Below are 15,280 nucleotides of genomic sequence, written 5' to 3'. Positions count from 1 at the left end.
GCTAATATAGAGTGGCTTATATAGGGTGTGTTTGATATTTAGGGATGGGGTGTATTTTGATATTAATTGTTATATTGTATTAAATTGTTTAGGTTTATCCTTTGTGGAAATCAAAAATATTATATGTTTTTTAAGCGTGTACTAATATCGATAGGATTATTATTATCCTTTTTTCAAGGAATATTCTCGCAGGATTTCAGGGAAATGTTTGAGGATGTAGAAGACAGTGTTTTTTATTACCCAGATATTGCAGAGAAGAAGTTATTAAATATAGTCGACATGAATAATGAACAATTTACTAACTCTGATAGAGCGTATGTAAATTATTTAAAAGGAGTACTCTTATTTTCTAAGGGGCATATAGATTCCTCATTTATATTCCTGCAAAAGGCAACCGATTTCTATATGTTACAGAATAATAATTCAGGATTATCTAAATGTCAGTTTATATTAGGCAATATCGCAGAAATTACAGATCAGTTTGAACAAGCAAAAATTAATTATTTTGAGTCTATAGAAAATTCACATCAAAGTAATTATTCGCTCAGGGGGCTGGCTTATCTTGGTTTGGCACGGAGCTACAAACAATTAAATGAAAATTTTGACGAGTATTATACTAATGGTAAGCTTTTATTATCTCAATACGGTAGTAAGGAGCAGAGAGCTTATTCTACTTATGTAAGTATATATTTTGAGAATTATGAAATGAAAAATAGTATTGATAAGTTGCTTGATATAGCAGTAATTTATCGTGAGATGGATTTGAATAATAGGTGTTTTGGAGCGTTGAATTTTGTTTCAAAAAAATATAGGATTCTGCAGGAATATGACTCTGCACATTTTTATGCTGATTCAGTACTTAATTATTTTAGTAATACTGAAATAAATGATCCGTATGTTGAACCAAGTGCAACGCATCATAAAGCCTTAATATATTACGAGCAGAAAGATTATAATAATGCTGAAGTCTGGTTGATGAAGTCATTAGCAATATATGAAAAATATGGCCTAGTGGAGCGACAATATTATACGTATAATATTCTCTATGAAATAGATATTATAAGAGGTGATTATAAAGCTGCATTTGAACATCTGTTATTAGCATTTAAACGAAAGGAACAAACCAATTCGATTTCTAAACAAAGGGGTGCAAAGCTAGCGGAAATATCTTCGGATATAACTGCATTAAAGCAGTCTTTACAAAAATTACGTTGGGAGCGTTTAATGGTAATCTTAGTTTCTTCGTTTTCAATTGTTATTGCCTTGCTAATTCTATATATAGTTATTCGAAAAAAGAACCAAAGGGAGCAAGAAATCCTCTTAAAGAACAATGAACTTGAAAAGATTGCTTTAAATACGCAAGAGAAATTACGTTTGCTTAAAAAGCAAGGTGTTGATGAGTTGGCAAGTAGTGCAGTAAGCCATAATAGCTTAATTGAGGATTTGGAGTTTGCATATGGTGAAACTTACAATGTTTTAAAGCAGGAGTTTGTTGCTTTAAGTAAAACAGAACTCCGTTATGCCTTAATGTTTGTACTCGATTATTCCAACGATGTAATATGTTCTATACTGAGTGTTCAAGTTTCAGCCGTTCGTAAAGCAAAACAGCGCATCAAGCAAAAGTTGGAATTGGATTCTGATGCGAGTCTCGAAGAAATTTTTAAATCTAAAGTAAGAGAGGGTTTAATGTCTAACTAATTGTATTATAAGTCGTATTCTGCGTTTGTATTATTTAATATTATGTCTTCCCGGTTACGAGCATTTTATATATTTTAGCAACCTGAAATATATAAACCATTATTATGATTGAGAGATTGAAATCAGCTTCGCCATATATTATTGCCATAGTGGTATTTGCTGCAGTTAGTATTGCATATTTTAGTCCTGTTCTTCAGAATAAGGTATTACCACAAATGGATGACAACCATGCAATTGGTATGGCAAAGGAGATTAAAGTATTTGAAGAGAATACAGGTGACAAAACACAATGGACCAATAGTATGTTTGGAGGAATGCCTTCATATCAAATTAAAGGGGATCCTTCAAAAAATGTATTCTGGTATTTAAATAACTTCTTCAGGTTTGGTTTGCCATATCATACTGTCGCTATTCTATTCTTGTATTTATTAGGCTTCTATGTTTTTATGCTAAGCCTAAAACTCGACAAATGGTTAGCGTTAATTGGAGCGATTGCTTTTGCTTTTGGTTCCTATAATTTGATAATAATTATTGCGGGCCATATTACAAAGGCCTATACAATTGCTTTAATGGGCCCTGTTATTGCCGGGATTTTATATACCTATAATCGAGATATAATAAAAGGTGGGGTGTTTACTGCGCTTGCATTGGGAATGCAGATTGCTTATAATCACGTTCAAATAACTTATTATCTTGTTCTTCTTATTGGAATTTTGGTTATAACACGATTAGTTTATGCAATTGTAAACAAGCAATTACCTCAATTTGCTAAAGCAACAGGGGTTCTTATTATTGCAGCCTTTATTTCTATTCTTCCTAACATAACTAATCTGTGGACAACATATGAGTATGGTGCTTATAGTATAAGAGGTAAATCAGATTTGGCGGTTAGCGCAGAAGGTAAAGAGCATAGTGGCTTAGATAAAGACTACGCTCTAGGGTGGAGTTTAGAACCTAAGGGAACGTTTACATTAATGATTCCGAATGTTGTAGGTGGAGCATCAGAACAAATTGCAAATAATAAGTCAGCTTTAGAAGTTGTAGAAAATGATTATAAGGAAACTGTAGGGGGGCAGAGCCAGTATTGGGGAGGACGACCTTTTACTTCCGGCCCTGTTTATGCCGGAGCTATCGTATGTTTCTTATTTATGCTAGGGGCTTTCTACTATAAAGGCCCAGATAGATGGTGGCTAATTATCGGAACTGTATTCTCATTCTTTTTGGCATGGGGAAAACATTTCGAAGGTTTTACCGATTTTATGTTTTACTATTTTCCTTTATATAATAAGTTTCGAACGGTCGAAATGGCAATGGTGGTAGCATCTCTTACCATTCCAACACTTGGATTCTTAGGATTAAGAGAAATATATAATAATCCCCAACTAGTTAAAGATGATGTTAAAAAGTTTATGCTTGCATTTGGTTTAACGGGTGGGGTATGTTTGGTATTTTATTTAATACCAACCACGTTCTTCGATTTTATTAGTGATGCGGAGCTGCAAGGTATTCTGCAACAGAAGCAGCAATATATACAGCAAAATGCGAGTCAAGCAAGCCAGGTAAATCAGTATTTTGATGGCTTATTATATAATCTAAAGTTAGCCCGTATTCAACTGCTTAAGGCCGATGCCTTTCGTTCATTTGCATTTATTCTAATTGGTTCAGGATCTATTTGGTTATATATAACAAATAAGCTAAGCGGTAAATACTTAGTTTGGGGATTAGGTGTTTTGATTTTAATAGATTTATGGTCTGTTGATAAAAGATATCTAAGTAATGATGATTTTGTAAGTGAGCGTAAGCTAAAAAGTGAGTTTGAAGCTACTCCTTCAGATATTGCTATTTTAGGAATGAAGACAGAGGGCGACAGAGTATTTTCTATATATCGCAATCCATTTAATGAAGTGCATACATCATTTCATCACCAATCTATTGGGGGGTATCATGGTGCAAAATTGCGTAGATATCAAGATGTAATATCAAGATACCTTGAGAGTGATTGGCGCACATTGTTGGGTGTACTTCAGAATAAAGGAACCGAACTTGAAATTAACAGAGCCTTGGTTAACATGCCAGCTTTAAATATGCTGAATGCAAAATATATTGTTTACAATCCCAATAGTCAACCTATTGTAAATGCTAACGTTCTGGGAGATGCTTGGTTTGTTAAGGCTATTACTTCTGTTAATACCCCAGACGATGCAATAGCAGCAATTGGTGCTACTGACATTAGTAAGAATGCAGTTGTTAACATTACCGAATTTAACAAGGTAAGCTCGTATAATGTTGATTCGATTAATGGAAATATCTCATTAGAAAAATATCGACCAAATCATTTAGTATACAATTACAATTCAACTCAGGAGCAGTTAGCAGTTTTTTCACAGATCTATTATCCTAAAGGATGGAATGCTTATGTTGATGGAGAAAAAATAGACATATTACGTGCCAATTATATTTTGAGAGCAGCTCTGTTACCTGCAGGTAATCATACTGTAGAGTTCAAGTTTGAACCAAAGTCATATAAATTCGGACAAATACTAGCGGGAATAGGCTCAGTAATAATATTATTAGCAATAGCTTATCTTGTGTACATGGAAAGAAAAAAGAAATAGCAGAATATAAATTAATACTTAGGTTGGGTTTAACTCAATCTAAGTATTAAAAACCGATACCAGTAACGGTTACATCATCAAATAGAGAGTCTGATTTTAAATGGTCGTCAATTAAGCTTTTAATCTCACTCATATTACTATCAAAGCTTTTATTATTTGATAATATCTTTTCAATGTGTTCTAGGCCTGATTCAATCTGACCACCATTTTCAAGTTCAACTAAACCATCAGTAAAGGCCATAAATTTAGAACCTTTCTCAATTTTAACTTTACCTATTTCAATTGATGGTATTTCATCAAGCATGCCCAGGCCAATACAGCCTTTTTCTAGTTGAGTTAATTTGTTTTTATGTGCATCAAATAATAGTGGAGGTAAATGCCCTGCGTTTACATAGGTAAGCTTGCGGGTTATAGTATTGTATTTACCCAAAAACATGGTAATAAACTTCTCGTTATTGGCACTATCGTTTACCTTTTCATTTAGTTGATGGATAAGCTTCTTTAAATTGATCCTGGTAGAAAATAAAGCTCTGAATACTGCCTGAAAGTTCGACATTATTAAAGAAGCTGCAATTCCTTTTCCAGAGACATCTGCTATGCAAAAGCCCAAAACATTATTTGAAAGTTTAATAAAGTCGTAATAATCACCTCCTACTTCAAATTGAGGACGATAATACACGCTAATATTATATTTTGTACTAATGGGTAATTCTTTATCCTTCGGTACTAACTGATTTTGAATCCTTGATGCCAATTCCATTTCCTTTTTCATAGCTTCTTGCTCTAGGAGTGCATTCTGCATCTTTTTATTCTCAATAAATACAATAATCAAGTTAGAGATGATCTGTATCAATTTGAGGTGTTTAATTGTTGGGCTAATTCCTTGGTGCTCTTCATCAACATCTCCTATTAACACATAGCCAATACATTTATATCGGTGAAATAAGGGAATAACAGAATCAAAACTTTTTAATTGCTCAGGGTGTGAAACAGTTATGTTTTCTATCTGACTATATTTAATCAAATCGCGTTCTACATCAATATTTTGTAGTTCCGTTTGATCAACACCAGTACTGAGTAAGTTTTCCCAAGCTCCATCATGATAGGTGAATACCAATACTTTGCCAACTTCTAATTCATTAAGCAAAACAGACTCAAACTCAGCAAGTAACTCTTCAACGCTATGCTCTTCATTAATTGTTTGAGCAATATCGAGAAGTATATTAAGTCTATCCTGAAATAAACTTGTCTTGCGTTTTTTAAGTCGAGTTACCATATATGGATTACCTATACTTGAGTATATCTTCTATTGAGTTTAGTAATATACAATTATATATATAAAAAATAGAATTCCACACTAGGCGTGTATTACTGATTAATAATAGCTAAAGAGTTTAGCTAAAAAAGGTGGAGTTTTAAATGCTATATAACTAAGTAGTTATAAAAAATGCCCTGTAAAATTTACAGAGCATTTTTATTTTTATTTTTTTACTCTTTCAACATAAGATCTGTCGCGAGTATCTACTTTAATCCAATCTTCAGTATTTACGAATAGCGGTACCATAATAGTTGCACCCGTATCAATTGTAGCTTGTTTTAACGAGTTTGTTGATGAAGTATCACCTCTAACACCAGGTTCAGTATAAGTAATTTCAAACTCAATATACATTGGTAAATCTACTAAAAGTGGAGTTTCAGTATCTGCGTGATATACAACCTCACACTTTAATCCATCCTTTAATAAATCATGATTTTCAATTAACTTTTCCTCAATGGTAACTTGCTCGTAGTTTTCGTTATTCATGAAAACATAGCCCATATCGTCTTTATAAAGAAACTGATAATCTCTTCGCTCAACACGTTGTTCGTTTATTTTATGTCCTGCAGAAAAAGTATTATCAATTACCTTACCTGTTGAAATATTTTTAAGTTTAGTACGAACAAAAGCAGGACCTTTACCTGGTTTTACATGCTGGAATTCAATTATTGAGTATAAACCATTTTTAAAATCTATACACATTCCGTTTCTGATATCTGCTGTAGTAGCCATAATCTTATATATTAATTCTTTGTGATAACAATTTCAGCTGCAAAAATAAAGTAATTACTTGAAGTTGAAAGATTATCTATAGATAATGTTCTGTTTATTCTTATTTCATTAATAAATCAACGACGTTTCTTCATCAGTAACAGTAAACTCAGCTTCTACACCAAAAATAAGAGGATAGTTAGTCTCAATGTGACCCGCCGGAAAGTTAAAAGCCACCGGATAATCATATGCAGCTACAGCATTGTAAATAATCTCCTCTATTGATTGCCCAAAAGGGTTCTCGTTATCAACCATTTCAGTAAACTGCCCAACTACCAAACCAGCTAAGTTTTTTAGTGCCCCACTTAACTTCAGGTTATGCATTATTCTATCCAAATGATATAAATATTCAGATAAGTCCTCAATAAACAATATTTTACCCTTCGTATCTAAATCAAACGGAGTATTTTTTAAACTATATAATATCGACAGGTTACCTCCAATTACCTCTCCCTTGCCAATACCATTTCTATTAAAGCGGTTTGGGTTAATCATATACGCAGGCATTTCACCCTCTAAAACAGAAAATAAAATATCAATATCAACACCACCATCCGTATAGTTCAAAAAACTTTTACACATTGGCCCATGTATCGAAGCCAAGTTATGGTTGTGCATTGCAGAGTGAATAACCGTAATATCGCTAAAGCCAATCAACCATTTCGGCTTTTTCATAAACTTCGTAAAATCAACCCTATCAATAATTCTAACCGACCCATAACCGCCTCTGGTGCACAAAATACATTGCACCGATTCATCATCTAGCATCAGTTGCAAATCATTTAATCGCTCCGCATCAGTTCCCGAAAAATTGAAGAATGGTTTGTCTAAATGTTTTGCAAGCTTTGTTTTATAGCCCATCTTTTCAATACGCGAACATGCCTGTTCTACAATATTAAAATCAATTTTACCCGCCGGAGCTACAATACCAATCGTGTCACCTTTTTTTATTGATGGAGGAATAATCATATAATCATTTTTAATTACGATACAGTAAATTTATCAAATCATTCTATGGGGCTTCCCCTGCGGGTCGGGCTATGCGCTATATCTTTGCTTCGCCATAATGGGCTCACAAAGGATGCCGCTTCTATCCCTAAGCCAGCTGGGTTCTATCGGCCTTATAGCCAACTCGCCACCTTAAATATTCAATAATTTGCTGCGAACTTACGCATATTTACAAATAACTTAAAGCAATTCCGTTTTATTTCAGAATACACCATGATAAATGGTAATTAAAAACACTTATCTTTGCAGCAAATTAATAAAATATTCACCTAGTGTGAGTCTCAATAATATAATTTCGTAATTTTTCTCGAATGGATAATTTTAATCGTACGCTGGTAACAACAGCTTTACCATATGCCAACGGACCTGTACACATTGGTCACCTTGCCGGAGTTTATGTTCCTGCAGATATCTATGTTAGATACTTAAAAATGAAAGGTGAAGATGTATTGCTAATCGGTGGTTCTGATGAGCATGGTGTGCCTATCACTCTAAAAGCAAAAAATGAAGGTGTAACTCCTCAAGATATTGTTGATAGATACCATGGTATTATTAAAAAATCGTTCGAAGATTTTGGTATTGGGTTCGATGTATATTCACGTACTACTAGCGAAACACATAAAAAAACAGCTTCTGACTTTTTTAAAACACTGCACGATAAAGGTGAGTTTATTGAGAAAGTATCAGATCAGTATTACGATGCAGAAGCACATCAATTTTTAGCAGATAGATATATTACAGGTACCTGCCCACATTGTGGAAATGAAGGTGCTTATGGTGATCAGTGCGAAAGCTGTGGAACATCTTTAAATGCTACAGATCTTAAGAATCCTATTTCTGTAATTTCAGGTAGCGTTCCGGTGGTTAAACAAACCAAACATTGGTATTTGCCATTAGATAAGCACGAGCCATTTTTGAAAAAATGGATACTAGAAGACCATAAAGAATGGAAAGCTAATGTATATGGTCAGTGTAAATCATGGATTGATCTAGGTTTACAACCACGTGCCGTAAGTAGAGATTTAGATTGGGGTGTACCAGTTCCTGTAGAAGGGGGAGATGGTAAGGTACTTTACGTTTGGTTCGATGCGCCAATTGGGTACATTTCAGCAACTAAAGAGTTGACTAACGATTGGGAGAAATATTGGAAGCAAGACGATACACGCATGCTTCATTTTATTGGAAAGGATAATATCGTATTTCACTGTATTGTTTTTCCAGCTATGCTAAAAGCTGAGGGTTCTTACATTTTACCAGAGAATGTTCCTGCCAATGAATTTTTGAATCTTGAAGGTGATAAAATTTCTACTTCACGTAATTGGGCAGTTTGGTTGCACGAGTATCTTGAAGATTTTAAAGATCAGCAAGATAGTTTAAGATATGTTTTAACTGCAAATGCTCCTGAAACTAAGGATAATGATTTTACTTGGAAAGATTTTCAAGCCCGTCATAATAACGAGCTGGTAGCTATTTTGGGTAACTTTGTTAACCGAACTATTGTATTAACTAACAAGTACTACGAAGGTAAGGTGCCTGCTTTAGGTAATGAGCTAACAGAGTTTGATAGCAGTACTTTAGCTGAAATAAATGTTATTTGTGATAAAGTAGCAGACAGTTTAGATCAGTTTCGCTTTAGAGAAGCCGTTAAAGAAATGATGAACTTGGCTCGTTTGGGTAATAAATATTTAGCTGATTCTGAACCGTGGAAGTTGGTTAAAACCGATGCTGTACGAGTTGAAACAATTATGAATATATCACTTCAAATTACAGCTAACTTAGCTGTGTTGATGGAGCCATTCTTGCCTTTTAGTGCTGCTAAACTAAAAGGAATGATCAATGGATCGGATTGTACTTGGGAAGATCTTGGAAAAACTGATTTGCTTGTAGCAGATCATTTTATAAATAAGCCTGAATTATTATTTGCCAAAATAGAGGATGAGGCAATTCAAAAGCAATTAGATAAATTGGAAGCTACAAAAGTAGCTAACGAAGTGGCTTCAAAAACAGTATCTCCTGCAAAAGAGAATATTAGTTTTGAGGATTTCACTAAAATGGATGTTCGTGTTGGTACAATCCTTGAAGCTGAGAAGGTTGCTAAAACAAAGAAATTATTAAAGTTAACAGTTGATACTGGTATTGATCAACGTACTGTAGTTTCAGGAATTGCTGAATTTTACAAGCCTGAAGATATAATTGGTAAACAGGTAAGTATTCTAGTAAATTTAGCCCCTCGAAAAATTAGAGGTATTGAATCGCAGGGTATGATTCTTATGGCCGAAGATGCTGATGGTTCTTTAGCGTTTATTGAGCCTTCAAAAGAAATTAAATCAGGTTCAGAAGTTCGATAATACGAGAACTCAATAGTATATTAGGCTAGCTATTTATTTAGCTGGCCTTTTTTTTGTGTTATGTCACAAAAAAAGCCGACTCAATATATTTGAATCGGCTTTATTATTAGATATCGTGCTTTCTATTTGGCTGTATATATCCAAACTGAATTAAAACCATTTTGCTTTCTATATGCATTCAAGGCATTTGTTGCATCTAGCTTATCAGAGAAACCTTCAAGAGCTACTCTCACCCTACCGTTGTTAACAGGTAAAATTGAAGCCGTGTTAATATTGCGCTTATTTAGTTTACTTAAAAAAGTTTCGGCTTGCGATGTATTTTTAAAACTACCGGCGATTAAAAAGTATTTTTCTACAGCCTTAGGTTTTATAACTTCAACGGAAGGTTTTACTTCTTCAATAAGTACAGTAGTAGTTTCAACTAACTTTGCAGGTTCCTCAACGGTCACTTCGCTATTTAATTTAAAATCAGAAAAGGAAGCTGTCTGTTTCGAATTGTTAACATCAGGAGAAACCGTTAATAATCCTACAATTAAAGCAATACTAGCCGCAATTTGTCTTACACTCTTTGATTGAACAGTGCGTTGCACAAGTTGTCTTGTAGGCTTTTCAATTTCATTAACCTGATCAATAGTTTTAAAATGGAAAGTTCCTAAACCATATGTATCAGGAGCTATTCCCAATTCATCTGATTGATTAAAAACAATAGAGCCTTCTCTATCCATTTTTAACGAACCAATTTCGCTCATTAGTATTACCTCACCATTCTTTAAGGAGTTCTGCCATCCTTCGATAACAGCTGCAGTAGCTATTTGCGCTTCTTTATAATTTATGCTTTTATTTTTTGCGATATGGCTAAATAATAAGCCATCATTATGAGAAATACTTCGGTTGAAAATGATTTCTCTACCTGGAGGTGTAAATATTCCCGTAGTTTCATTATGTTGCGCACTAATTCTGTTTACAACAAATCCACCAATCTCAGGAACAATTACACAATCGTGAATTGTTAATAAGTCTCTTATCTGTTTTTGGAGTTCGATCATAAAAACAAAAATACTAAAAATTTTTCTTCAATCGTAATACTTTTTTGATGCTTAGGTATAATATGTTGATAAACAGACTTTACCTACAAGTACCCACTAGTTTATGTATTAATATACAGAAAGTTATAGAAAATATATTGTTACTATTGATATATAATTGATGGTATTTTATTATTTTTGAACTTCATTTAGTAATTATAACTCATAATAAAATTAAGATGAGCAAGCAGATTTTAGTTACCGGAGGTACTGGTTATATTGGTTCACATACTGTAGTAGAACTTCAAAATTCGGGTTTTGATGTTGTTGTAGTTGATGATTTATCAAACTCAAAAATTGAAGTTTTAGATAATATTGAAAAAATTACTGGTAAAAGACCCGCTTTTGAACAGTTTAATTTAGCTGATGCTACTTTAACAGATCAGTTTTTTCAGAAGTACACAGATATACAAGCAATTATTCATTTTGCAGCTTTTAAAGCCGTAGGAGAATCTGTTCAAAAACCATTGGAGTACTATCAAAATAACGTAAACTCATTAATTAATTTATTAAATGGGATGAAAAAATATGGTGTTGCTAACATGGTATTTTCATCATCTTGTACTGTTTATGGTCAGCCAGATAAATTACCTGTAACAGAGGAAACACCGCGTAAAGAAGCTGAATCTCCATACGGAAATACAAAAGCTATCTGTGAAGATATTATGCGTGATTTCTGTAAAGTAAACGAAGCCTCTAATTGTATTGCACTGCGTTATTTTAATCCAATCGGTGCTCACGAGTCAGGTTTAATTGGTGAGTTCCCTGTGGGAGTGCCTAATAACCTTGTTCCATTTATTACACAAACTGCTGCTGGCTTAAGAGATGAGTTGAGCATTTTCGGTGAGGATTATGATACTCCGGATGGAACAGCTGTAAGAGATTATATTAATGTAGTGGATTTATCAAAAGCACACGTTATCGCAATTGAGCGTTTGCTTAATGATAAAAAGAAGAATAACTACGAATTTTTCAACGTTGGTACTGGAGAGGGATACTCAGTAATGCAATTGGTAAAAGCATTTATTAAAGTTACTGGTGTAGATTTAAAATATAAAGTAGTAGGACGTAGAACAGGTGATATTGAAAAAATATGGGCTGATACAACTTATGGTAATAATGAGCTAGGTTGGAAAGCTGAAACTTCTTTGGAAGATACTCTAGGTTCTGCTTGGGCTTGGGAAAAAAATGTGAGAGGACTATAATATAAAATGACTTTTCTTTGACGAGTTCTAAATCTAATAGCTGGATTTAGAACTCGTTATGTTTTATAGATTATCTACCTAAATACTCCTCATCAATATTATTCATTGATCTGAAAAGGTTTAACCGAGCCTGTGGATTTAATTTCTCAAATTGATGGATGATCTGTCTTGTAGCTTCGCGCATGGTATGATCTTCGTAAGGGCAATTCTCCTTTAAGGATTTAAACTCTTTAATAGCTGAATATTTTAGCATCTCAGAATTGGTTAAATAGAGTAGAGGACGTATTACCTCTATATTGCCTTCAAACATGCTTAATTTAGCTGGTATTGAAGAAATATTCCCATGCTGAGTCATATTCATAAGGAGCGTTTCTAACGCATCATCCATATGATGACCGAAAGCAATTTTCTTAAAGCCATTCTTTCGTGCAAACTCAAATAATTCCTTACGCCTGTTCCACGAACATGTAAAACAAGGTTTTTTATTAGGCTTTTCTTCTAGTCCAGCATGTGTAGTTATAAAATGCAGGTGTACATTAAGAGATTCACATAAGTTTTTTAAAAATTCCTTATCTATAACATAAGGTACATCGTCTGTTATAATATGTATAGCGTGCAGCTCATAGTCTATGGGCAAAAATTTACGGCGATCGGCTAGTATATCTATAAGTGAGAGAGAATCTTTTCCACCCGATACCGCAATCAGTATTTTATCACCATCAGTAACTAAGTTGTGTTTATTAATAGCATTCCCTGCTAGTTTAATTATTCTTCTGCAATACGCATTGTTTTTTTTCTCTTCTTGCTTATCTAGTTTCATTTATTGTTAATTCTAAGTATGGCACAAATATAGTCAGATCATTAAATATTTATTGTCCGGGGTGAGTTATAAACAAATTAATAAGTTGGTTTCCAGTGTTTACAACAATCTTGACGAACTGTTTTTAACCAATGTTCACATAAAAAAAGTGTTAGTTCAGATTATTTCAGTATTTTGTGACGTAATTAAAATATTTGAATATGAGAATCGAGAACGACCTTAAATTAGGTTTCAAAGATGTAATGTTCAGACCCAAACGATCTACTTTAAAGAGTAGATCTCAAGTTAGTCTTGAAAGAAGTTTCAGATTTAAAAACAGTAATGTAACATGGACAGGCACACCAATAATGGCTGCTAACATGGATACTGTTGGAACCTTCGAAATGGCCTTAGCTTTGGCAGAAAAAAAGATTTTTACTGCAGTTCACAAGCATTACTCGCTTGAAGAATGGAGTAACTTTTTAGAAAAAGCTCCCCAAGGAATTGAGAATTTTATTGCAGTAAGCACCGGAACAGGTGAAGCAGACTCACAAAAAGTTGCTGCTCTTATGTCAGCTCATCCTCAACTACAATTTATTTGTATTGATGTAGCCAATGGTTACTCAGAGCATTTTGTAGCTTTTGTAAAAGAGATGCATAAGGCGCATCCTAGCAAGGTTATTATTGCAGGTAATGTAGTAACTGGTGAAATGGTTGAAGAATTAATATTAGCGGGTGCTGATATTATTAAAGTTGGAATTGGACCAGGTTCTGTATGTACTACACGTGTTAAAACGGGTGTTGGTTATCCACAACTTTCTGCTATTATTGAGTGTGCAGATGCCGCACATGGTTTAGGTGGGCATATTATTTCTGATGGTGGCTGTGCTATACCAGGAGATGTGTCAAAGGCTTTTGGTGCAGGTGCCGATTTTGTTATGTTAGGAGGTATGCTTTCTGGTCACGAGGAGAGTGGTGGTGATACTGTTGAAGAGGATGGTGTAACCTATAAATTATTCTACGGAATGAGTTCGTCTACTGCTATGGATAAACATTCTGGTGGTGTAGCAAACTATAGAGCCAGTGAAGGTAAAACAGTAAAAGTGGCTTACAAAGGTCCTGTTGAAGAAACTGTGTTAGACATTCTTGGTGGTATTAGAAGTACTTGTACTTATGTTGGTGCTTCACAGCTTAAAGAGTTAAGTAAGCGTACTACTTTTATCAGAGTATCAGAACAAGAAAATAGAGTTTATACAAAATAACTATTTACTATTATATAGTTGAATAATTAGGCATCCTTTTGAAGGGTGCCTTTTTTGCTTTATCGGGATTCTTTTAGCTCTCTGGCTTTTATCCCATTCAATAATGAATAGGTACAGAGTCGTATTATAAACAAATATTATTCAGAATAAACACAAATCAAAGTCACATTAAACTCACGTTAACGTGAGTTTAATGTGACTTTGATCTGTGTTGTATATGTGTTTAGTACAAGTATTGTACGAACGTGTTTTGAATCTAAACCTTCTAAAGATTAGGGTATAAAAAATCCCGAACCACAAAAGTGATTCGGGATGCTTTTATATAAACTAATTAATTAGCTTAATGAAAAACGTTTGAACTCAGTAACAGTTAAACCATTACTTGCTCCATTTAAGTATTGCTTAATAGACTGTTTGTTATCTTTAACAAAAGCTTGCTCTAAAAGAGTACTTTCTTTAAAGAATTTACCTAAACGTCCTTGTGCAATTTTGTCAAGCATAGCTTCAGGCTTACCTTCTTCTTTTGCTTTTTCACGACCAATTCTTAACTCAGACTCTACAATCTCAGCTGGAACTGAATCTTTATCAACACCAACAGGAGCCATTGCAGCAACTTGCATTGCAACATCTCTACCTACTTGAGCGTCAAAACCAGTTTGGTTAAAACCAACAAGTACAGAAAGTTGACTACCTTGGTGAATGTAAGGAATAACTGTTTCAGCAGTAACTACGGCGAAGTCAGCGATTTCGATTTTTTCACCGATAACACCAATTTGCTCAGTAATTACATCTTTAATAGCAGCACCATTTAATTCAAGTTCTAAAACTTGTTCTGCAGTGGTAGCATCGCTATTTAAAGCAGCCTCAACAATTGAATCAGCTAATGCAACAAAGCTTTCGTTTTTTCCTACGAAGTCAGTTTCACACTTTAAGATCAAAACAGCACCTTTTTTACCGTCAGCGCTTACAGTTGCTCTTGAAGTTCCTTCTGTAGTTTCACGATCAGCACGCTTGCTAGCCATTGCTTGACCTTTTTTACGGATGATTTCAACTGCAGCGTCAAAATCTCCATCAGTTTCGGTTAATGCCTTTTTACAGTCCATCATACCGGCACCGGTCATTTTTCTTAATTTACTTACATCAGCAGCTTTAATTGCCATGATAATAATAT

Annotated in this window: 11 protein-coding genes; 5 read left to right on the top strand and 6 right to left on the bottom strand. The window is 34.1% G+C overall.

The window, feature by feature from the left end:
* The first annotated feature begins 123 nt into the window (after positions 1–123).
* Both A8B35_RS21650 and A8B35_RS21645 read left to right on the top strand, forming a co-directional pair.
* On the top strand, positions 124–1,698 hold the full coding sequence (locus A8B35_RS21650; RefSeq protein ID WP_068475579.1) for a helix-turn-helix transcriptional regulator: 1,575 nt from the start codon (positions 124–126) through the stop codon (positions 1,696–1,698).
* Positions 1,699–1,802: 104 nt separating this feature from the next.
* A complete protein-coding gene (locus A8B35_RS21645; protein ID WP_068475577.1) occupies positions 1,803–4,313 on the top strand; it encodes a YfhO family protein in 2,511 nt (836 codons plus the stop codon).
* Between the two features lie 46 nt (positions 4,314–4,359).
* Here the strand turns inward: A8B35_RS21645 and A8B35_RS21640 are convergent, their stop codons facing one another.
* The 3 genes from A8B35_RS21640 to A8B35_RS21630 all read right to left on the bottom strand — a co-directional run bounded on the left by A8B35_RS21640 (position 4,360) and on the right by A8B35_RS21630 (position 7,371).
* Positions 4,360–5,589, bottom strand: a complete 1,230-nt coding sequence (locus A8B35_RS21640) for a PP2C family protein-serine/threonine phosphatase (RefSeq protein ID WP_068475575.1) — start codon at positions 5,587–5,589, stop codon at positions 4,360–4,362.
* A 204-nt stretch (positions 5,590–5,793) separates the two neighbouring features.
* Positions 5,794–6,363, bottom strand: a complete 570-nt coding sequence (efp, locus tag A8B35_RS21635; protein ID WP_068475573.1) for an elongation factor P — start codon at positions 6,361–6,363, stop codon at positions 5,794–5,796.
* A gap of 108 nt (positions 6,364–6,471) precedes the next feature.
* Positions 6,472–7,371, bottom strand: a complete 900-nt coding sequence (locus tag A8B35_RS21630) for a S66 peptidase family protein (protein ID WP_068475571.1) — start codon at positions 7,369–7,371, stop codon at positions 6,472–6,474.
* Positions 7,372–7,721: 350 nt separating this feature from the next.
* Between A8B35_RS21630 and metG the strand changes: the two genes are divergently transcribed.
* Positions 7,722–9,758 (top strand): methionine--tRNA ligase, encoded by a 2,037-nt coding sequence (metG, locus tag A8B35_RS21625; RefSeq protein WP_068475569.1) that lies wholly within the window; start codon positions 7,722–7,724, stop codon positions 9,756–9,758.
* A 122-nt stretch (positions 9,759–9,880) separates the two neighbouring features.
* Here metG and A8B35_RS21620 read toward each other — a convergent pair whose 3' ends face one another.
* Entirely contained in the window at positions 9,881–10,804 is a 924-nt protein-coding gene (locus A8B35_RS21620) for an HU domain-containing protein (protein WP_068475567.1), read from the bottom strand.
* A 218-nt stretch (positions 10,805–11,022) separates the two neighbouring features.
* On the opposite strand from A8B35_RS21620, the gene galE reads away from it, so the two are divergent.
* Positions 11,023–12,048, top strand: coding sequence for a UDP-glucose 4-epimerase GalE (galE, locus tag A8B35_RS21615; protein ID WP_068475566.1), 1,026 nt, complete (start codon positions 11,023–11,025; stop codon positions 12,046–12,048).
* Positions 12,049–12,118: 70 nt separating this feature from the next.
* Here galE and A8B35_RS21610 read toward each other — a convergent pair whose 3' ends face one another.
* Complete coding sequence (locus tag A8B35_RS21610; protein WP_068475564.1) at positions 12,119–12,868, bottom strand: tRNA 2-thiocytidine biosynthesis TtcA family protein; 750 nt, start codon at positions 12,866–12,868, stop codon at positions 12,119–12,121.
* Between the two features lie 200 nt (positions 12,869–13,068).
* On the opposite strand from A8B35_RS21610, the gene A8B35_RS21605 reads away from it, so the two are divergent.
* A complete protein-coding gene (locus tag A8B35_RS21605; RefSeq protein ID WP_068475563.1) occupies positions 13,069–14,109 on the top strand; it encodes a GMP reductase in 1,041 nt (346 codons plus the stop codon).
* A 335-nt stretch (positions 14,110–14,444) separates the two neighbouring features.
* On the opposite strand, the gene tsf is transcribed toward A8B35_RS21605, so the two are convergent.
* The gene (gene tsf / locus A8B35_RS21600; protein ID WP_068475561.1) at positions 14,445–15,269 is read right to left on the bottom strand and encodes a translation elongation factor Ts; all 825 of its coding nucleotides are present in this window, start codon (positions 15,267–15,269) and stop codon (positions 14,445–14,447) included.
* Between the last annotated feature and the right edge of the window lie 11 nt (positions 15,270–15,280).

The organism is Saccharicrinis aurantiacus, assembly GCF_001660705.2.
Taxonomy (GTDB): domain Bacteria; phylum Bacteroidota; class Bacteroidia; order Bacteroidales; family Marinilabiliaceae; genus Saccharicrinis; species Saccharicrinis aurantiacus.
Note: the sequence above shows the minus strand (reverse complement) of the source record. Positions and strands in the feature narration are given on the sequence as shown.